At 45.9% G+C, this 20,893-nt stretch carries 19 protein-coding genes; 6 read left to right on the top strand and 13 right to left on the bottom strand.

Features of this window, described 5'->3' with window-relative positions; all coding sequences use genetic code 11:
• The 3 genes from ACP7H9_RS01040 (at window position 1) to ACP7H9_RS01030 (ending at window position 3,673) form a co-directional block, all read left to right on the top strand.
• On the top strand, window positions 1-747 hold the full coding sequence (locus ACP7H9_RS01040; RefSeq protein WP_011234666.1) for a 3'-5' exonuclease: 747 nt from the start codon (window positions 1-3) through the stop codon (window positions 745-747).
• 119 nt (window positions 748-866) lie between these two features.
• Complete coding sequence (locus ACP7H9_RS01035; protein WP_243734852.1) at window positions 867-2,834, top strand: methyl-accepting chemotaxis protein; 1,968 nt, start codon at window positions 867-869, stop codon at window positions 2,832-2,834.
• 224 nt (window positions 2,835-3,058) lie between these two features.
• Window positions 3,059-3,673, top strand: a complete 615-nt coding sequence (locus ACP7H9_RS01030; RefSeq protein WP_417440794.1) for a hypothetical protein — start codon at window positions 3,059-3,061, stop codon at window positions 3,671-3,673.
• A 16-nt stretch (window positions 3,674-3,689) separates the two neighbouring features.
• Here the strand turns inward: ACP7H9_RS01030 and ACP7H9_RS01025 are convergent, their stop codons facing one another.
• From ACP7H9_RS01025 to ACP7H9_RS01000, 6 genes are all read right to left on the bottom strand, one after another.
• Window positions 3,690-3,944: a hypothetical protein gene (locus tag ACP7H9_RS01025; RefSeq protein ID WP_110013224.1), complete on the bottom strand. Its 255-nt coding sequence runs from the start codon at window positions 3,942-3,944 to the stop codon at window positions 3,690-3,692.
• The gene (gene prpF / locus ACP7H9_RS01020; RefSeq protein ID WP_286823428.1) at window positions 3,945-5,123 is read right to left on the bottom strand and encodes a 2-methylaconitate cis-trans isomerase PrpF; all 1,179 of its coding nucleotides are present in this window, start codon (window positions 5,121-5,123) and stop codon (window positions 3,945-3,947) included.
• Window positions 5,124-5,135: 12 nt separating this feature from the next.
• Window positions 5,136-7,730, bottom strand: a complete 2,595-nt coding sequence (gene acnD, locus ACP7H9_RS01015) for a Fe/S-dependent 2-methylisocitrate dehydratase AcnD (RefSeq protein ID WP_011234671.1) — start codon at window positions 7,728-7,730, stop codon at window positions 5,136-5,138.
• An 83-nt stretch (window positions 7,731-7,813) separates the two neighbouring features.
• Window positions 7,814-8,938 (bottom strand): bifunctional 2-methylcitrate synthase/citrate synthase, encoded by a 1,125-nt coding sequence (gene prpC / locus ACP7H9_RS01010; protein ID WP_011234672.1) that lies wholly within the window; start codon window positions 8,936-8,938, stop codon window positions 7,814-7,816.
• Window positions 8,939-9,037: 99 nt separating this feature from the next.
• Window positions 9,038-9,916 carry a methylisocitrate lyase gene (gene prpB / locus ACP7H9_RS01005; RefSeq protein WP_011234673.1) on the bottom strand — a complete coding sequence of 293 codons (879 nt, stop codon included), beginning with the start codon at window positions 9,914-9,916 and terminating at the stop codon, window positions 9,038-9,040.
• Window positions 9,913-10,602, bottom strand: coding sequence for a GntR family transcriptional regulator (locus ACP7H9_RS01000; protein ID WP_011234674.1), 690 nt, complete (start codon window positions 10,600-10,602; stop codon window positions 9,913-9,915). Before ACP7H9_RS01000 ends, prpB begins: the two co-directional genes overlap by 4 nt.
• Window positions 10,603-10,763: 161 nt before the next feature.
• Between ACP7H9_RS01000 and ACP7H9_RS00995 the strand changes: the two genes are divergently transcribed.
• The 3 genes from ACP7H9_RS00995 to ACP7H9_RS00985 all read left to right on the top strand — a co-directional run bounded on the left by ACP7H9_RS00995 (window position 10,764) and on the right by ACP7H9_RS00985 (window position 14,587).
• Window positions 10,764-11,531 carry a TerC family protein gene (locus ACP7H9_RS00995; protein WP_110013227.1) on the top strand — a complete coding sequence of 256 codons (768 nt, stop codon included), beginning with the start codon at window positions 10,764-10,766 and terminating at the stop codon, window positions 11,529-11,531.
• A gap of 118 nt (window positions 11,532-11,649) precedes the next feature.
• A complete protein-coding gene (locus tag ACP7H9_RS00990; RefSeq protein WP_110013228.1) occupies window positions 11,650-13,203 on the top strand; it encodes a peptide MFS transporter in 1,554 nt (517 codons plus the stop codon).
• A 67-nt stretch (window positions 13,204-13,270) separates the two neighbouring features.
• Window positions 13,271-14,587 (top strand): M24 family metallopeptidase, encoded by a 1,317-nt coding sequence (locus ACP7H9_RS00985; RefSeq protein WP_110013229.1) that lies wholly within the window; start codon window positions 13,271-13,273, stop codon window positions 14,585-14,587.
• Here ACP7H9_RS00985 and ACP7H9_RS00980 read toward each other — a convergent pair.
• The 7 genes from ACP7H9_RS00980 to ACP7H9_RS00950 all read right to left on the bottom strand — a co-directional run bounded on the left by ACP7H9_RS00980 (window position 14,577) and on the right by ACP7H9_RS00950 (window position 20,814).
• Window positions 14,577-15,047 carry a hotdog fold domain-containing protein gene (locus tag ACP7H9_RS00980; RefSeq protein ID WP_110013230.1) on the bottom strand — a complete coding sequence of 157 codons (471 nt, stop codon included), beginning with the start codon at window positions 15,045-15,047 and terminating at the stop codon, window positions 14,577-14,579. The genes ACP7H9_RS00985 and ACP7H9_RS00980 overlap by 11 nt on opposite strands.
• Window positions 15,048-15,181: 134 nt before the next feature.
• On the bottom strand, window positions 15,182-17,407 hold the full coding sequence (locus tag ACP7H9_RS00975; protein ID WP_110013231.1) for an NADP-dependent isocitrate dehydrogenase: 2,226 nt from the start codon (window positions 17,405-17,407) through the stop codon (window positions 15,182-15,184).
• An 89-nt stretch (window positions 17,408-17,496) separates the two neighbouring features.
• A complete protein-coding gene (locus ACP7H9_RS00970; protein ID WP_110013232.1) occupies window positions 17,497-17,937 on the bottom strand; it encodes a VOC family protein in 441 nt (146 codons plus the stop codon).
• A gap of 110 nt (window positions 17,938-18,047) precedes the next feature.
• Window positions 18,048-18,764 carry a M48 family metallopeptidase gene (locus ACP7H9_RS00965; RefSeq protein ID WP_110013233.1) on the bottom strand — a complete coding sequence of 239 codons (717 nt, stop codon included), beginning with the start codon at window positions 18,762-18,764 and terminating at the stop codon, window positions 18,048-18,050.
• On the bottom strand, window positions 18,748-19,575 hold the full coding sequence (locus ACP7H9_RS00960) for an ion transporter (RefSeq protein ID WP_110013234.1): 828 nt from the start codon (window positions 19,573-19,575) through the stop codon (window positions 18,748-18,750). Before ACP7H9_RS00960 ends, ACP7H9_RS00965 begins: the two co-directional genes overlap by 17 nt.
• Window positions 19,576-19,586: 11 nt before the next feature.
• Window positions 19,587-20,384, bottom strand: a complete 798-nt coding sequence (locus tag ACP7H9_RS00955; protein ID WP_110013235.1) for an undecaprenyl-diphosphate phosphatase — start codon at window positions 20,382-20,384, stop codon at window positions 19,587-19,589.
• Between the two features lie 85 nt (window positions 20,385-20,469).
• Entirely contained in the window at window positions 20,470-20,814 is a 345-nt protein-coding gene (locus ACP7H9_RS00950; protein ID WP_110013236.1) for an HvfA family oxazolone/thioamide-modified RiPP metallophore, read from the bottom strand.
• Window positions 20,815-20,893: the final 79 nt, after the last annotated feature.

Genomic DNA, 20,893 nt, shown 5'->3' with positions numbered 1-20,893 from the left:
ATGCTTTATCTTGCTCCGGAAAACAAACAAAAACAAAAGCCCAGAAAATCTAAGAACATTGACTGGCCCAAACAATTTGAAACCTTAGAACAGCTGAGCCACTCTCAGGCGCTTAAACGGTATTACAGTCAGGGCATCAGTTCGCCGGATACGCCCATTAATAAAACGCCCATGGTTGCCGTCGACTTTGAAACCACGGGCTTAGATCCTGAACAGCATGGCATAGTCAGCATCGCCGCAATACCTATGACCACAGAGCGGATTTTATTTTCAGAGGCAAAAAGCTGGGTTGTTAAACCACGACGCAGTCTTACGGATGAATCCGTCGTTATACATGGTATTACTCATAGCGAAATTGAACACGCCCCCGATTTAGAAAGTATTATTGATGAGCTACTGGAGCTTGTCGCCGGAAAAGTCTGGGTTGTTCATTACCACGGCATTGAACGCCCTTTCCTGCAACGGGGAATTAAAGAACGCCTGCACGAAAACATCCAGTTTCCGCTTATTGATACAATGGAAATTGAAGCTCGATTCCACCGTAAACCGTTATCCTTCTGGCAAAAACTACTTGGAAAAAAACCGGAATCAATTCGCCTTGCGGACAGTCGTACCCGCTATAACCTACCTTTTTATCCGCCGCATAATGCGTTAACTGACGCACTGGCATGTGCGGAACTTCTGCAGGCTCAGATAGCCTATCACTTTGAGCCAGATACCCCACTTGGTGAGATTTGGCTGCCTTGATCTACTCGTTGGGAGGTACGCCTTAAAGGTGAGCGATTGTCGCGCCGATGACAAATATAATAGTCAATTTCGGCTTAGGCGAATCGAGGGCAAATATGAACTGGCTGGGCAATTTATCAATGCGCAACAAACTACTGTTGTTGGTGCTTCCCCCCTTATTTATGATGATATTTCTTGCGGTAACGAACTTAGTTTCGACATATCAGCGTTACTCAGAAGCACACCATATTGAATTATTAACTGATTTAACCGTTGCCAGTGCTCCCGTGGTTGGGGCCTTACAACGTGAACGTGGTCTTTCAGCACTGACTATGGCCTCTGGCTTCAGTCAGAATAATGTAGACAATTTACAGCGGCAGCGCGATGAGCTGGATCAATTTATTAACCAGTTCTTAACTAAAACACAAAATATTGCAGCTGAAATAACTTTTTCAAAGAAAATTCAGCAGAAAATTGAAGCTGTACAAAACAATAAACTGGATGAGTGGCGCGGTAAAATAGACAGCCGCCAAATGGATCGCCAGCAAATGGTGAACCTTTATACTCAAGCCATAAGCTCATTACTTAGTGTTGTCGACGATGTCATTGCTGAGTCCTCAAATTCGCAAATTACGCGGGAACTCAGCACCTATTCTTTAATGGCAAATACAGCCGAAGCGGCAGGAAAAGAACGAGCGTCTGTCGCTGCTTATTTAGCCTCCGGACAAGCCAATACGAAAGAACTGGCTAAACTGCAAAGTTTGTCCGGACAACAGCATGCGCTATTGGATAACGCCTTCTATGCCGCGAATAAGTCGTTAAAACCGCTGATAGAAGAACTGATAAATTCGTCTCAGTTGGCTAAAGTAAAAGCCACACGCGAGCAGCTTCTGGAAAGCGATGTTTTTTCTCAACTGAGTGGTATGGAATGGTTCCAACTCAGTACTCAGTATATCGCCAGAATCAATAAAGCGAATCAGGCGGTGCTCGAAGTCGTTAGTGAATCCTCTATAGCAACAGCAAGCGAAACGTTAAGCCAGTTGTGGCTGTTAGTTATTCTGATTTCTGCTTTTATCCTGGCGATTGTAGTACTCACGTTCTTTATTCTGAAAGGAATATACAGCCAGGTAAGAGAGCTCCTCGAAGGCATAGACTTTGTAATGAAAAACAAAGATTTACGCCGGAAAGTTTCAAGTAAAACAACGGATGAACTGGGGAATATTGGTTCGGCTTTTAACCAGTTGCTGGAGAAGTTTAACGCTTCTTTGAATAAAATTGATCAAATGAGTGTTCAGCTTGCCACGGCAACCGAAGAAACAAGCTCTACTGCTTCGCAAAACTCGGAGCAAATAACCCGTCAGCAAAAACAAACCGAACAGGTCGCTACTGCCACTGAAGAAATGAGCGCTACCGCATCAGAAATTAGCGAGAATATTCAACGCGTTGCCGATGCTGCCGATAGTTCCATCAACAGCAAAAACAAAGGTGAAGCCGCTGTTCGCGAAAGTATCAACAGTGTCAGAGCCTTAGCTTCTGCGATAGGAAATGTAGGCGAAGTAATTAGTCAATTGCAGGAACGCAGCGTTAACATTAATCGCGTTATTGACGTTATTCAAAATGTCGCCGACCAGACTAATTTACTTGCGCTAAATGCTGCAATCGAAGCCGCTCGCGCAGGCGAACATGGTCGTGGGTTTTCAGTTGTGGCTGACGAGGTGCGAAAATTAGCAAGCCAGACTCATAATTCAACCAATGAAATTTCTGAAATGCTGACCGGTTTTCAGCAGCTATCAGATGCCGCCTATAAAGATGTGAATGAGAGTAAATCTATAGCCACAGCAACAGAGGAGCAAGCCAGAGAGCTAGAACAGGCTTTTGCAGTCATATCTGAGGACATAAATAGTATCTCCGAAATGTCGACTCAAATAGCGACTGCATCAGAAGAGCAAGTTGCTGTAGCAAAAGATATTGCCAACAATATGGAGTCAGTTAATGAAGCGTCGCTTCTTATTCTGACTGGCTCGCAGGAAATTAAGAGTGTAACCGAGGAACAGGCTAAATCCGCTCGGGAATTACAAGATTTAGCGATGGAGTTTAAAACAGCTTAATTACGATCTTAGCGACTATAAGGTCTGACTTTCATATTGTCAGGCCTTCTTTTCTCAGTCGCCCACAACAAAGAGCATTCGAATCGCTTCGTGCTTCACTCCATAGGTGTGAAGTTAAGTAAAAAGTCTGGACTCTGGCACCAATTAATATCACCCTTGTTCTATTAGTTTCAGGAAGAACCGCATCAGAAATTGGTTTTATAAAAAGCAAAAAGGTAACAACAATGAAAATCAGGCTTTCCATTCTTACTTTACTTTTAGGAACAGCATTATCTCATACATCGATCGCTCAGGATCAAGTTATTAAACCGGCTCCCAGGGTTTCAACTCAGGCTCAGGCTGAATTTTTTGCTGCTATAAACAAGCTTTGCGGTAATTCTTATGCAGGCGAGGTAACAGTCGATACACCAAAGTCAGAAGGGTTCGAAGGTGACTTAGTAATGCACGTTCGTAAGTGTGGTGAGCAACGAATCGAAATCCCTTTTCATGTTGGAGACAACCACTCTCGCACCTGGATACTAACGCAAACAGGCTCAGGTATTAGCCTAAAACACGATCACCGTAAGCCTGACGGCAACTATGACCCGTTAACTATGTATGGCGGACACACAACAGACAAAGGTTATGCAACCGCACAATCCTTTCCTGTTGATGCCTATTCTAAAGAGTTATTTATTGAACTTGGCGTCCCGCAATCAAATACCAACACCTGGGAAATGTACATTCACGACGAAACCTTTACTTATCGTTTGGTTAGAGAAGGTCGCGAGTTTCGGGTGGACTTTGACTTAACGGAGCCGGTTGAAACACCAGCTACTCCATGGGGATACGCGGACTAAGGTTTACCGAGTAAAACTAATTAATATCGCTCCAGTGCGTATTTTTATTACTTTTTTCTTCCTTTTCCATTAGCACCAGAGTGAGATAAATTTTGGTGGGCAGCGACAGAATAACGCCAACAGCATTCATCGCCGCCCCCAAAATGTAACCACGAAAATCAATATCATCGTTGCCAATAGTCACAGCCAGCACAACATGCCCTAACAAAATTAGGGTAATGCCGGTGACCATGGCAATTTTAAGTAACTTGACTTGCGTAGCTTTTTCCACTTAAAGAACGTCCCCCGGAATACGCACCTGCCCTTCCATTAACACTCGGGCACTGCGACTCATAATGGCTTTAATGGCTGTCCATTGACCATTCACCTGTTTACATTCAGCGCCTACTTGCAAGGTACCTGAAGGATGGCCAAAATTCACCATAGTACGGTCTTTACCGCCCGCGGCTAAATTAACGGTTGTACCTGGAATAGCTGCAGCAGTGCCGATAGCAACAGCAGCAGTGCCCATCATGGCGTGATGCAATTTTCCCATCGACATCGCCCTTACCAGCAAGTCAATGCCGTTGGCCTTAATGACCTTGCCACTGGATGCGGTGTAGTCTTTTGGCGTTGCCACAAAAGCCACTTTTGGGGTGTGCTGACGGTTAGCCGCTTCGGCAATATCATCAATCAAGCCCATCTTCACCGCGCCATAGGCACGTATGGTTTCAAAGCGCTCCAGAGCTTCCGGACTGCCGTTAATGACTTCCTGCAACTCAGTACCGTCGTATCCAATTTCCTCCGCATTGAGGAAAATGGTCGGGATGCCCGCATTAATCATCGTAGCTTTTAATGTACCAATGCCAGGAACCTCTAAATCATCGATTAAGTTACCGGTCGGAAACATGGATTCGCCGTCGGCAGACGGGTCCATAAACTCCACCGGAACTTCAGCCGCCGGGAAGGTGACACCGTCCAGAATAAAGTCACCGGTTTCCTGCACTTCGCCATTAACCATAGGCACTTTATTGACAATGGTTTTGCCAATATTGGCTTGCCAGATGCGCACTTCGCACACACCGTTTTCAGGTAAACGCTCAGCATCGACAAGACCGTTAGCAATAGCAAATGGTCCTACTGCCGAAGATAAATTCCCGCAGTTTCCGCTCCAGTCGACAAAAGGCTTATCAATAGACACCTGACCGAACAGGTAGTCTACGTCATGGCCTGGTTGCTCACTTTTAGAGACGATAACCGTTTTGCTGGTACTCGAGGTCGCACCTCCCATACCGTCGGTATGCTTGGCATAAGGATCCGGGCTGCCGATTACACGCATCAGCATGGCATCACGCACAGCACCCGGCTGTTGTGCCGGTTCGGGTAAGTCCTGCAAACGGAAAAATACGCCTTTCGAGGTCCCGCCACGCATATAGGTGGCGGGAATTTTAATTTGTGGTTTCTGCTTCATTATTAGAACTCCTTAGCTTGCTTCTGCTTCTAAAAAGTCCTGAGCAAAACGTTGCAGCACACCGCCGGCTTCATAAATTGACACTTCTTCTTTGGTGTCTAAGCGGCACTGTACCGGCACTTCTTCACTGTCACCATTGGCACGATGAATCACCAGCGTTAGCTTAGACCCGGCCTCAGGTGTACCTTTCACATCAAAGGTTTCAGTGCCGTCAATATTCAGCGTTTTACGTGTAGTGCCCTCTTCAAACTGCAGCGGCAATACGCCCATACCAATTAAGTTGGTACGGTGAATACGCTCAAAACCTTCGGCAACAATGACTTCAACACCCGCTAAGCGCACACCTTTTGCCGCCCAGTCGCGTGACGAGCCCTGACCGTAGTCTGCACCAGCGACAATAATCAGCGGCTGTTTGTTTTCCATATAGTGTTCAATGGCTTCCCACATGCGCACGGTTTTACCTTCCGGCTCAATGCGTGCCAGCGAGCCCTGAATGACTTTACCGTCTTCGCCTTTCACCATTTCATTAAACAGTTTCGGGTTAGCAAAGGTCGCGCGCTGCGCAGTTAAATGATCACCACGGTGCGTTGCGTAAGAGTTAAAGTCCTCTTCCGGAACCCCCATTTTCGCCAGATACTCACCCGCCGCACTGTCAGCCATAATGGCGTTTGACGGTGACAAATGGTCGGTGGTGATGTTATCACCCAGCACGGCTAACGGGCGCATGCCCTTCATGGTACGTTCTGCAGCTAATGCGCCTTCCCAATATGGCGGACGACGAATATAAGTGGTTTGCGGGCGCCAGTCATATAGCGGATTGTTTTTCTCGCCGTAATCCACCGACAGGTCAAACATCGGGTCATACACCTTACGGAATTGCTCAGGCTTAACACTCTGTTTCACAATGGCATCAATTTCTTCGTCGCTTGGCCAAATGTCTTTCAGCGTTACCGGATTACCGTCCGGGTCAATGCCCAATACGTCTTTCTCAATATCAAAGCGAATGGTACCCGCTATGGCGTAGGCTACGACCAATGGTGGAGACGCCAGGAACGCCTGCTTAGCATAAGGGTGAATACGACCGTCAAAGTTACGGTTACCAGACAATACCGCCGTAGAGAACAAGTCGCGGTCAATGATTTCCTGCTGTATCTTCGGATCCAACGAACCACTCATGCCGTTACAGGTGGTACAGGCAAACGCCACCACGCCAAAGCCTAAATCTTCCAACTCAGGCAACAATTCAGCTTCTTCCAGATACATTTTGACCGTCTTAGATCCCGGTGCCAGCGATGATTTCACCCATGGCTTACGGGTTAACCCCAACTTGTTCGCGTTACGGGCAATAAGGCCAGCCGCAATCATATTGCGTGGGTTACTGGTATTAGTACAGCTGGTAATAGCCGCAATAATCACCGCTCCGTCAGGCATTTTGCCCTCTTCCGGGTTCTCAATGTGCTTCGCAACACCACGCTCCGACAGTTCCGATGCCGGTAGCAGCGAATGCGGGTTCGAAGGCCCGGCCAGGTTACGCTTAACTTTCGATAAATCGAACTTAAGTACTCGGCCATATTCGGCAGACTTTAAGCTGTCGGCCCACAATCCGGTTTCTTTGGCAAAATGCTCAACCAATTCTACCTGGTCATCGTCACGACCGGTCAGTTTCAGGTAATCAATAGTTTGATCATCAATATAGAACATGGCCGCAGTCGCGCCGTATTCCGGTGTCATATTAGAAATGGTTGCACGGTCGCCAACGGTTAGGGCTTCTGCACCTTCGCCGTAAAACTCCAGGTAGGCGCCAACGACACGCTCTTTACGCAAGAACTCGGTCATTTCCAACACTAAATCCGTGCTGGTAATACCCGGTTGCAGTTTACCGCTCAGCTCAACGCCAATAATGTCAGGCAAGCGCATATAAGATGCACGCCCCAGCATAACGCTTTCCGCTTCCAGGCCACCAACACCGACAGAGATAACACCTAAGGCATCAACCATTGGCGTATGGCTGTCAGTACCTACACAGGTATCGACAAAAGCGACATTGTCGCGTACCTGAACTACCGGGGACATTTTCTCCAGGTTGATCTGGTGCATAATGCCGTTGCCGGGAGGAATGACATCAACGTTTTTAAACGCCGTTTTGGTCCAGTTAATAAAGTGAAAACGGTCATCGTTACGACGGTCTTCAATAGCCCGGTTTTTTTCAAAAGCGTCTTTATCAAAACCTGCATGCTCAACGGCCAGTGAATGATCAACAATCAACTGGGTTGGTACCACAGGGTTCACTTTGGCGGGGTCCCCGCCTTTTTCAGCAATGGCGTCACGCAATCCGGCTAAATCCACTAAGGCTGTCTGACCTAAAATATCATGACAGACAACGCGTGCCGGGAACCATGGGAAATCGTGTTCTTTTTTGCGGTAAATCAACTGTTCTAACGATTGCGTCAGAATATCCGCCGGGCAGCGACGGACTAAGTTTTCAGCTAATACACGGGAAGTATAAGGCAGGCGCGCATAGGCACCCGGTTCAATCGCATCTACAGCGGCTTGAGTATCAAAGTACTCGAGCGTAGTACCAGCGAGTTTTTTACGGTATGAAGTCATGAGTTACCACTTATCGTCATGGTTAAACGAAAAAAGGAGCAGTAGATGACTGCTCCTGTACTATTTATCAGTCGAAGAACAGATTAACGCTCTTCTAAAGCCGGAACTTTACGCGGCTCTGGGCCTGTATAATCGGCACTTGGGCGGATAATACGGTTGTTTGCACGCTGCTCTTTCACATGAGCGGTCCAGCCGGTCACACGCGACATAACAAAGATTGGTGTAAACAATTTGGTTGGAATACCCATGTAGTGATAAGCCGATGCATGGAAGAAATCCGCATTCGGGAACAATTTCTTCTCGTCCCACATGACTTTTTCACAACGCACAGACACGTCGTACAAGCGGCTATCACCCACTTCTTCAGATAGCTTCTTAGACCAGGCTTTAATCACGTCGTTACGCGGATCAAAATCACGGTAAATGGCATGACCAAAACCCATGATTTTCTCTTTGCGTTCCAGCATGCCTTTCAGTTTCTGCTCGGCATCGTCAGCGTCTTTCATGCCCTCAATCAGCTCCATTGCCGCTTCGTTTGCACCACCATGAAGTGGCCCGCGTAATGAACCAATGGCACCGGTCACACAAGAGTGAATATCTGACAAGGTTGAAGCACAAACACGAGCCGTAAAGGTTGATGCGTTAAACTCATGCTCAGCATACAGAATTAACGAAGTGTTCATTACTGCTGCGTGCAGCTCTGAAGGTGCTTTGTCGTGTAACAAGCGCAGGAAGTGTGCACCGATAGACTCTTCTTCAGAATCGGTATCAATACGCACGCCGTCGTGAGTATAGCGGTACCAGTACAGTACGATACCCGGGAAAGTCGCCAGCAGACGTTCGATGTGATCGTCAGCTTCATCAAAGCTTTCTTCCGTTTCCAGGTTACCCAGCATAGAACAACCGGTACGCATAACATCCATTGGATGCGCTGATTTTGGAATACGCTCAAGTACGTCTTTAACTTCCTGAGGTAAAGTACGCAGTGACTTCAAGCGCTTTTTGTAGTCTGTTAGCTGTTGCTTATTCGGCAACTCGCCTTTCGCTAAAAGGTAAGCCACTTCTTCAAAACTGACTTTTTCCGCCAGTTCAGAAATGTCATAGCCACGGTAGGTTAAACCTGAACCGCTTTTACCAACAGTACATAGTGCCGTCTCGCCGGCTGACTGTCCGCGCAAACCTGCGCCACTTAGTTTCTTCTCTGCCATAATGTTGTTCCCTTCTTAATTTTTGTATTTGATATCTGCCATCGCTCGTAGCCTGACGTTTACGTCAGGAACGATATCTCACCTGACATAAATGTCAGGCTACTTTTTAAATAATTGATCGAGTTTTTCTTCAAAATCGTGATAGTTCAAAAAGTCATACAACTCTGCGCGAGTCTGCATGTCATCAATGACGGCTTTCTGATCGCCGTTCTCTAAAATACTATTGTAGACGTTAAGTGCGGCTTTGTTCATTGCCCGGAAAGCACTTAAAGGGTAAAGAACAATTTCCACCCCAACGTCAGCTAATTCCTGTTTATTAAACAATGGCGTAGCGCCAAATTCAGTGATATTGGCCAGAACCGGTACATTCAAGGCTTCGGTGAAGGCTTTATATTGATCAAGCGTATGAACAGCTTCTGCAAAAATGGCATCAGCGCCGGCATCCACACAAGCCTGTGCACGTTCAATAGCGGCCTCCAGACCTTGTTGTTGTAGTGCATCAGTACGCGCCATAATAAGGAACTGGTCGTCAATACGTGCATCTACGGCTGCTTTCACTCGGTCAACCATCTCTTCTTGCGTCACAATTTCTTTATTTGGGCGGTGGCCACAGCGCTTTTGAGCCACCTGGTCTTCAATATGCATTCCGGCTGCACCGGCACGTGTCATTTCCTGAACGGTACGGGCAATATTAAAAGCGCCGCCCCAGCCTGTGTCAGCATCAACTAACAGAGGGAGATCGGTTGCTGCGGTAATACGGCGAATGTCTTCACAAACATCATTTAACGAGGTCATGCCTAAGTCAGGTAAACCGAAAGACGCATTCGCTACCCCAGCACCAGACAGGTATAGCGCTTTGTGCCCAACCTTTTCTGCCATCATTGCTGTGTAGGCGTTAATGGTGCCAACAATCTGTAAAGGATTTTCGTCGGCAATAGCTTGGCGCAACTTAGCACCCGGGCTTGTCATATGAGTCATGATGTTTCCTTTTCTGTTTGTAACCGTAATTCAATGTTTTTACGAGACGCGCCAATATGGCGGCGCATTAGCAGATCGGCCAATTCACCATCGCGATTAGCAATAGCATTAATAATGGCTTTATGTTCATCGAAGGCGCGCGAAACTCTCGGGCCATTCATACCCATCTGTACTCGATACATACGGACAAGATAGTAGAGTTCGTCGCAAAGCATATTAATTAAATACTGATTTTTACTGCCGAGTATAATGCGATAGTGAAAATCTAAATCACCGGCTTCCTGATAGTAACTCTCACCTTCACGAACCCGCTGAGTTTGCAGATGCTTATCTAAAAGCTGCCTTAACTCGTCAATTTCATTGTCGGGCATTTGCTCTGCCGCTAAACGACAGGCCAGGCCTTCAAGCTCTTCCCGTATTTGATATAACGAAATTAATCCTTCCAGAGACAGGGTAACCACTCTGGCACCCGCATTCGGAATTCGTTCAATAAGATGGCAACGCTCAAGTCTGGCTAAAGCTTCACGCAATGGCGCTCTGCTGACATTGAAACGCCGGGCAAGCTCCGGTTCGCTAATTTTGCAACCCGCCGCAATATCTCCTTCGACAATAGCGCGCTGTATTTCAAACAAAACGCGATCTGATGAAGTAATGGCGGAACGTTCTAAAGGGCTGACTATTTGCATTAATTGTCGACAGTAATTATTGATTTAGCTATTTTCCACGAAAAAACCGATATTTGCAAGGCGGACTAAATTAAATTGTCGACAATCTAAAATCGATTGTTTTTATCACTAATACCTTTCAATATAGCAACTATCACTTTGTCAGGACTACAGAGATCAACATGTTCGAATGGATTACCATGCCAGAAGCCTGGATTGCGCTGGCAACCTTAACCGCGTTAGAAATTGTGCTGGGTATTGATAACATCATTTTTATTTCCATTTTAGTTGGGCGCCTACCTGAGCATCAACGAGACAAAGCCCGCACCATAGGCTTAGGTCTGGCTATGGGCACGCGGTTACTCCTGCTCTTTTCTCTAACCTGGGTAATGACTCTTACCGATCCGCTATTCAGTATCTTTGCAGAGGAAATTTCAGGGCGCGATCTAATCTTGCTGTTAGGTGGTTTATTTCTTCTTGGAAAAAGCACTTTAGAAATTCACCATGCACTGGAAGGTGATTCGCAAACAGAAAAATCCCCTGTCGCCGCTTCTTTTATCGGCATTCTTATACAGATAGCCATTCTGGATGTTGTTTTTTCGCTGGATTCAGTCATTACAGCTGTTGGCCTGGCTGAACAGTTAAGTGTTATGGTCATTGCCGTAATTATTTCGGTAGGTGTCATGTTGGTGGCAGCAAAATCGGTCAGCGATTTTGTCGACAAACACCCGACCATTAAAATGTTGGCTCTTAGCTTTTTAATTTTAATAGGCATGACCTTAGTTGGCGAAGGATTCGGATTTCACGTACCTAAAGGCTATGTCTATTTCGCTATGGCGTTCTCTCTTGCAGTTGAAATGCTCAATCTTAAAATACGATCTAACCGCAAAAAGCCGGAACCAGTGGAGTTGCGCAAGGGTATACCCGGAGATAAACATCCTAAAAATTGAGTATTTCATCGTTTTCGGTTTTATTTCACGGCGGTCGCTAGTAAAGTAACGCCACTTTTTTTGACTTATACCAAAGTCGAACAGGACCAAAGTTTCAATAACTAAACGGATAATAACAATGGATCCAACAAAAATAGTCGACAAAGACGCAAGTTTTTTCGGACAACCAGGGGGCTTACAAACCCTGTTTTTTACCGAAATGTGGGAGCGCATGAGTTACTACGGTATGCGCGCATTGCTGGTTCTTTTTATGACCGCAAGCTTACAAGAAGGCGGTATAGCATTCACCGTCGCCTCTGCAACAGCCATCTACGGTTTGTACACCGGTGCCGTATACTTTATGGGTCTACCTGGCGGTTGGATAGCTGACCGATTATTAGGCGGACAGCGCGCCACCTGGTACGGCGGCATCATTATTATGCTTGGCCACATAGTCTTAGCCATACCAAGTAAAGCTGGTTTCTTCATTGGTATGATTTTGGTGGTACTTGGCACAGGTTTATTAAAGCCAAACATCACCGCCATGGTTGGCCAGTTATATAGCTCCGACGATGACCGTCGCGACGGTGGTTATACCCTTTATTATATGGGTATTAACATCGGTTCGATCATCGGTTACATCGTTACTGGTTATCTTATGGAAAATGCTGGTTACCACTGGGGCTTCGGCGCAGCGGCTGTTGGTATGGCATTTGGTCTTATTCAGTACAGACTAACTCTACCTAAACTGAAGGGCGTTGGTGAAAAACCACCGAAGCCTTTAGGCCCGAAAGCGGCAAAGCGCAGTTGGGGAATCATCTGGCTTTTACTGGCAAGTTTGGCTGTTTACACTTTTCTGGCGCTAAATGGCGATGTCAGTATTAATCCGGTCGCTGCTGCTGAAAGCGTTTCCATTATCTTCACCGTCATCTTTTTCCTATTTTACCTATCGGTTTTCCTTTTCGGTAAGTTAACCCGGGATGAAATGAAACGGCTGGGCGCCTTATTCTTAGTCTGTATTGCCTCAACCATGTTCTGGGCAGGCTTCGAACAAGCAGGTTCTTCATTCAACTTGTTTGCGCGAGACCTAACTGACCGTATGGTTGGCGACTTTCAAATTCCAACTACCTGGTTTCAGTCACTAAACTCTTTCTTTTTGGTTGCCTTGTCACCCTTCTTCGCAGCACTTTGGATTAATCTTAGCAAGCGCATGATTAATCCATCCTATGGCTTCAAAAGTGCGATTGGTCTTATCATTATGGCAACAGGTTTTATTGTCATGTTCTTTGCGTCGCAAGCAGCGGCAAGTGGCATGAAAGTAGCTCCATACTGGTTAGTTGCGGTTTACTTTATCCATACTGTAGGTGAGCTTTGCTTAAGCCCGGTCGCACTAAGTGCGGTCAGTAAATTGTCGCCAAAACGTATGGCAGGCCAAATGATGGGTATCTTCGTATTGACCTACTCAATCGGTAACGTTGTTGCAGGCCGAATCGCGGGTGGTCTTAACCCAGACGACCCACAGGCCATGCCTGAGCTTTACTGGACCATTTTCTTATTTGGTATCAGCGTTGGTGCGGTTGTGTTCGTGCTGGCTCTGTTTACTCGTAAATGGGAGAAACTGGCTCCGGACGATGGTGAAGACGAGCACCCGGGTGCCGTAATCGACGCTAACGAGCCTGTCGGAAAACCATAATTCACTTCTTTGTGAAAAACTGCTAGAAAGGGACCTTCGGGTCCCTTTTTTAATATCGGTAGCACTTATGCTAAAACAAATCATCCTCCTGACCAGCCTAACTTGCAGCACTATCTTTTCCGCTAACGTGCTTGCAAAAAATATAAGCCCCCTACCTCTTAAACAACGTGCAGCAGTTGTTGATGACCTTCTTCAGCAACGTGTGCAGCAACTGCTTCCGGATCTGATGCGACAAGCTGACATTGATATGTGGGTATTAATAAGTCGCGAGTACAACGAAGATCCAATTCTTAAAACCTTTCTGCCCAGCGACTGGTTATCTGCAAGACGAAGAACCATCTTAGTTATCCATAACCCGGGCAATGGTGAGAATCTGGAAACCTTAGCAATAGCTCGTTATAACGTTGGTGAGGTGTTTAAAAGCGCCTGGAACCCAGAGCAACAACCTAATCAATGGCAACGCCTGACGGAAGTCATTACCGAGCGTAACCCCGGTTCTATTGCAATTAGTCAATCGAAAGACTTCGCTCAGGCCGACGGGATTACAGCAACGGATAAAGAGCTTTTCATGGCCGCTTTACCCGACAATTTAAAAAATAAAATTGTCAGTGCTGAACCGCTCGCCGTCTCCTGGCTTGAAAAACGGATAGAAGCAGAACTGCCCTATTATCGTAATGCCGTTAAGCTTGCGCACCAGATTATCGCCGAGGGGTTTTCAAACAAAGTAATCTCGGTTGGTGAGACCACCACAGAAGACCTTCAATGGTGGTTCCGTGAGCGTGCTGCACAAGAGAACCTGCCCGTTTGGTTCCATCCTTCCGTGAGTGTGCAGCGTATCGATGACCCTCAACCCGGGCATCCGCGTTCAACCGGAATCGTCATACAACCGGGCGACTTATTGCACGTGGACTTTGGCATTACCTACCTGCGCTTAAATACCGATACTCAGCAACATGCCTATGTTTTAAAAGAAGGTGAGTCAGACGCTCCTGAAGCCCTAAAACAAGCACTAATCAATGCTAATCAGCTACAGGATATTTTGACCAAACAGTTTGAAGAGACACGTTCAGGCAATGACATTTTGCTCGCCGCATTAGAAGAAGCGAGAAGCGAAGGTCTGGAGCCCATGATTTATACTCACCCTATTGGTTATTACGGCCATGGATCAGGGCCAACCATTGGTATGTGGGACAAACAGCACGCAATACCAGGTGGAGGAGAATACCCGTTATTTTCTAATACGGCTTATTCTATAGAACTAAATAACAAAACCACATTCAAGGATAAAGCCGTCACCATCATGCTGGAAGAGGATGCATTTTTTGATGGTGACGGAGTTAGCTACTTAAACGGCAGACAACAGTCCTTTCATCTTATCGATTAGGCTTTTCTGAAACATAAATAGTAATGTGCCCGGCGGCTACAACCGTGCCGTCGCTACGCTTGGCTTCTACGGATATAGGCTGATCGCCCGGTTGCCAGGTTGACTCTGAGCTGACTGCTTCTATGGTCACATCGCTGTCAGTTTTCGCCAGATACTGCACATTCATGCCTTTCGGTAACCAACGCAGATGTTTAGGAATCGACGCCTCGGCTAATGCCCCCATCGCCATTTCCATGCCGTTGCACACAGCAATAGCGTGCACAGTGCCAATGTGGTTCTGTACAGCCTTTCGCTTCTTAAACGTCAGCTGGCAGAAGTTCGGTTTTAATTCGGTAATAAGCGGCTTAATTGTTTTAAAGTAAGGAGCTTTTCGGGCAAACATTGCAGAGAAAATCTTACGCCCAAAAGGCAGTTTTAAGCAGCGTTCGTATAAATTAATTAGGTAGTTGCCAGTTGCCAAAATCGTTACTCCAGACCTTTGTTAATAAAAACCTTGTTTCAGAATGTACTAATGTACAGACAAAAAATACAGATATAAAAAAAGCAGGCCGCAGCCTGCTTCTTATAGTTAGAGCTTAGCTTACACTATGTAAATTATAAGCTGCTAAGTGTTTCATTTAGTACTGAACATGGACGCATTGCTGCAGATACTTTATCTGTGTTTGGCTGATAGTAACCACCAATGTCCACTTTAACGCCCTGAATTTCGTTCAGCTCATTGATAATCGCCTGCTCGTTACCAGACAGTTTTTCAAACAACTTACTGAAACGTTCTTTCAGCTCGGCATCTTCGTTCTGGTTAGCCAGTGCTTCTGCCCAGTACATAGCCAGGTAGAAGTGTGAACCACGGTTATCAATTTCGCCAACTTTACGCGATGGCGATTTGTTTTCTTCCAGGAACTTAGCTGTTGCCAGATCTAAGCTGTCGGCCAACACTAAAGCACGTTTGTTATCAAAAGTACGGCTTAAGTGCTCGAGAGAAGCCGCTAACGCCAAAAATTCACCTAAAGAGTCCCAGCGTAAGTGGTTCTCTTCAACAAACTGCTGTACGTGTTTAGGCGCTGAACCGCCGGCACCGGTTTCAAACAAACCACCGCCGTTCATTAACGGAACAATTGACAGCATTTTCGCTGAGGTGCCCAGTTCCAGAATTGGGAACAAGTCAGTCAGGTAGTCACGCAATACGTTACCGGTAACAGAAATGGTGTCTTTGCCTTCTTTCACACGCTGTAACGTGTGGCGAGTCGCTTCAACCGGTGCCATAATCTGAATGTCCAGACCGTCAGTGTCGTGCTCTTTTAAGTACTCTTCCACTTTCTTAATCAATTGAGCATCGTGAGCACGGTTGCTGTCTAACCAGAATACCGCCGGCATACCGCTTAAGCGTGAACGGTTAACCGCCAGCTTAACCCAGTCGCGGATAGGTGCGTCTTTCACCTGACACATGCGCCAGATATCACCTTCTTCTACTTTGTGTTCGAAAACGACATCACCGGCTTTATTGAAAACTTTCACGACTCCGTCGGCTGGAATTTCAAAGGTCTTATCGTGCGAACCATACTCTTCTGCTTTTTGCGCCATTAAGCCAACGTTAGGCACTGTGCCCATAGTTGCCGGATCAAAGGCACCGTTTTCACGACAGAAGTCGATGGTTTCCTGATAAACGCCAGCGTAGCTACGATCCGGGATCATTGCTTTTGCGTCTTGCTGGCTATCGTTGGTATCCCACATTTTACCAGAGTCACGGATCATCGCCGGCATAGATGCGTCGATAATAATGTCGCTTGGAACGTGCAGGTTAGTGATGCCTTTATGCGAGTTGACCATAGCCAGTTCAGGCTGCTTAGCGTAAACCGCGTTCATGTCTGCTTCAATAGCATCGCGCTGCTCTGCTGTCAGTTTGTCCAGCTTGCCATAAAGGTCACCAATACCGTTGCTTGGGTCAAACTCAATCTCTTTCATTAAATCGGCGTGTTTTTCTAAAACATCTTTATAAAAAACACGTACCGCATGACCAAACATGATTGGATCAGAAACTTTCATCATGGTGGCTTTCAAATGCAATGACAGCAATACGCCCTGCTCTTTTGCCGCTACCGTTTCTTTTTCAAAGAAGGCCTGTAGTTGCTTTTTGCTCATAGTCGCCGCGTCAACTACTTCACCAGCCAATACTGGTACAGATTCTTTCAGTACTTTTTGCTCACCATTACTTTCAAAAACAATCTTGAAGGTATCTTCGCTGGCAGACGTCACAGACTTTTCGCTACCGTAAAAATCACCTTCATTCATGTGAGCAACGTGTGATTTGGAGTCCTTAGACCACTCACCCATACGGTGCGGGTGCTTCTTCGCGTAATTTTTTACAGCGCTTGGTGCGCGACGATCAGAGTTACCTTCACGTAATACCGGGTTAACCGCACTGCCTTTCACTTTGTCGTAACGTGAACGAACGTCTTTCTCTTCGTCGGTTTGCGGGTCAAACGGGTAATCCGGCAGTTTATAGCCCTGTTTTTGCAGTTCTTTAATACAGGCTGTCATTTGCGGAATAGACGCGCTGATGTTTGGCAGCTTAATAATATTGGCTTCTGCGGTTTTCGCCATTTCGCCCAGTTCAGCTAAAGCATCTGACTGACGTTGTTCTTCGGTCAGGTACTCTGGAAACTGCGAAATAATACGACCAGCCAAAGAAATATCACGAGTCTCAACTGAAACACCTGCAGCTTTAGTAAATGCTTCAATAAAAGGCAGAAACGAATAGGTAGCAAGGCGCGGGGCCTCGTCCGTTTCAGTATAAATAATCTTTGCTTTATCAGTCGACATAGTCATTCCTATTTATTGGACCAAAGTAAAAATTGCTTCATTTACTTACATAGTTTTGTGGCGCAGATTATAGAGGATCTGCCCTTTAATTACCATTCGCCAATGTTTTCCATGGATGTCCACGGCTCTTCCGGCGGCAAGCTATCACCCTTCTGTAATAGCTCAATGGAGATATTGTCCGGTGAACGTACAAACGCCATATGACCGTCTCGCGGTGGCCGGTTGATAATGACACCGTTATCCATCAGCTTTTGGCAAAGCTCGTAAATATTCTCAACCCGAAAGGCTAAATGGCCAAAGTTACGACCACCGCGGTAAGTTTGCGGATCCCAGTTATAGGTAAGTTCCAGCATGGGAGCCTGATCTTTCTTCGCTCTTTCAATATCGTCTGGTGCTGCTAAAAAAACCAGGGTGAAACGCCCTTTTTCCACGTCCTTGCGGCTGACTTCCTGCAAGCCGAGTAAATCACAATAGAAATTTAAAGATTGTTCCAAATCATGTACACGTACCATCGTATGTAAATATTGCACCGCTAATCTCCTATTTTTTCAATTAGAGCTTTTGCACCACGCTCATCTATCCCTTCACAGTACGGCTAAGACACCTGCAATGGTTCATAACTATCAAATAGGTGAAGAGCTTAGATAAACTGGTTGGTCAGCTTCTTTCGGTCACGCCAGTCCGGGAGAAATTCATCCATCAAGGCGTAGAAGCGCGCGTTGTGATAACGCTCAAACAGGTGTGTAAGTTCGTGAACTAGCACGTATTCCAGGCATTCGACCGGTTTTTTAACCAGTTCTAAATTTAGCCATATTTTTTTGCTGCGTATGTTGCAGCTACCCCAACGGGTTTTCATTGCCCTGATGCCAAAGCTATTACTATATGCTCCCATTCGCGGTTGCCAGATATCCAGTAAAGCTTCAACTTCCCGGGTAATTTGCTCACGATACCAGCGATCCATAATCTTTTTACGTTTATCAGCATTGTAATGTGGCAGAGAAACCAGTTGTAACTGCTCACCCTCACATTTCACTGAGGCTCCGCGCTTTTTAACTGCAACATCCAGTGTGTGACTTTTACCCCAAAGCTTGTGTTCCTCTCCTGATACAAACTGAAGTTCTGGCCGGCTTGGTTGTTTAGCAATTCGTTGGCGTTGCTTTATCAGCCAGTCATGGCGTTCAAACAGCCAGCGTTCAATTTCATTTAGCGAGCACTGCTTAGGAGCTGAGACTTCAACATCGCCTGAAGGCGCACGCACCCTTAAATACATATTTTTTATGCGCTTACTTTTAACCGTAACAGGAATATCGTTAATAAGAAGTTTTGCGCTGTATAAGCTTTTACTTTCTTTCGACATCTTGCTGAGCCACGATCAGTTGTTTCAATTCGCGAATTTCCTGTTGCAGATCGCTTATAGTAGGTTCTTTGTCCACGAAGCCCTCACCCAAGCCGTCCTCAGTAAGTTCAATTTTCCGGCTCTCTTTATCCATGACGTTAATCACAATACCAATAACCATATTCAAGAACGCAAAAGCGGTCAGGAAAATAAAGGTCATATAGTAAATCCAGCTCCAGCCGTACACTTCCATGGTTTCGTACTGAATGTCTGTCCAGTCCTCAAAAGTCATCACCCTGAACAGCGTGAGCATTGAAGTGGCGATGTTGTCCCATAAGAACGGATTGATATCGGCGAATAAGTAACTGCCAACAGCCGCATAGATATAAAAGATAATAAACATCAGCAGGACGACATATCCCATCTGCGGAAGCGCTTTGAGCAAGGAGTTTATTAAGGTTCGCAGCTCCGGAATAATTGATATCATCCTCAGTACCCGGAATATCCGAACCAATCGCGCCAGCAGAGCCAGTTCAGAATCATTTATAGGTATGAGACTCATGATTACAACCAGAGTATCAAACACATTCCAACCGTCTTTGAAAAACGCTTTCTTATTGTCTTCAGCGATGAAGCGAATGCTAATCTCAATTAAGAAGAACAGCGTGATAAAGAGATCTAAACCGTACGTCAGGCTATTAGCAAAAGCCGGTAATTCGTAGGTTTTTGCTCCAATTTCCAACGCCGATATAATGATTACGGCGACCACTAACGCTTCAAATGTTTTGTTGCTTTTAAGCCGAAATAACTGCTTTTTGAGGTTTTCGTACATAAATTATCGACTCAGAAAAATAGAAAATACAACACAACCGCCAGCACCAGCCGGTAGATAACATAAGGCCACATACCAAACGCATTAAGCCACTTAAGGAAAAAGTGAATAGCCGTAATCGCGGTTAAAAAAGACACAATACCGCCAACTAAAAAACCTAACCAATCTACGGCTATAGACTCTGAAGCTATGGTTAATAACTTTACCAAAGCCGCCGCCGCCGTAATTGGAATGGCCATAAAAAATGAAAACTTTGAAGCTGATTCCCGATTTAGACCTAAAAACAACCCTGCGGTTATGGTTGCTCCAGAGCGAGAGGTTCCCGGAATAAGCGCTACAGCCTGAGCAAGACCAACAATAATAGCGTCTTTGAAACCAATATCCTGCAAAGTTCTGCTGCCCCGGGCGAATCTATCTGCAACGGCCAAAAGTAGAGCAAACACAACCGTAGTGGTTATGATAACTCCTACAGCCCTTAGCGCAGTATCTATGTAATCCAGCAACAGTATTCCGGCAATGCAGGCAGGTATAGTTCCGACAACAACGGCCCAGCCCAATCGGCTTTGTCCAACATGCTGGCGTGCAACAATCGAACGAAGCCCGTCGACAAAGAGTTCACTGACATCTTTGCGAAAATACAGAATTACGGCGAGTAAAGTACCGACGTGAACCGCAAGATCAAAGCCGACACCCTGATCGTCCCAGCCGGTAAGTATAGGCATTAAAATTAAGTGAGCAGAGCTGGATATTGGAAGAAATTCGGTTATTCCCTGGATAATACCCAGGATGATCGATTGTAAGAAATCCATTAAAAAAGCTCGCCTTCATTCTGCTCAAATAGAAAGCGAGCATTATAGTCAGTTTCGTCCTTAGAACGAAAGTAACATTAAGCGATTAGGCGCCACATTTACCTTCTTCTGACTTTTCACCTTTTTTCTCAGACTTTTCATGTTTCATTTCGTCACCACGCTTTCCTTCGCCGCATTTGCCTTCTCCACACTTGCCTTCCTTAGCTTTGTCTTTCATATCTCTTTTATCTTTCATCTCTTCAGATTTTTCTTTCTTCTCCTCGCCACATTTGCCTTCGCCGCACTTCATTTCCTGTGGTTGAGACATTTCGTAGCCAGACGACAGTTCGGTGGCTTCAAAGGGATTTGCCTGAGCAGCCCCTATACTCATTGCTGAAGCGACGGAAAGAGCCGATGTAATTGCCAGAGTTTTCGATGTCAGTTGTTTCATAATAGTCACCTGAATTTGGTTGCCAGAATCTCTTTAACTGTAGTTTATATTTACAATAAATAGACAATTATTTACACAT

This window comes from Idiomarina sp. ST20R2A10 (assembly GCF_051842345.1).
GTDB classification, from domain to species: domain Bacteria; phylum Pseudomonadota; class Gammaproteobacteria; order Enterobacterales; family Alteromonadaceae; genus Idiomarina; species Idiomarina loihiensis.
Note: the sequence above shows the minus strand (reverse complement) of the source record. Positions and strands in the feature narration are given on the sequence as shown.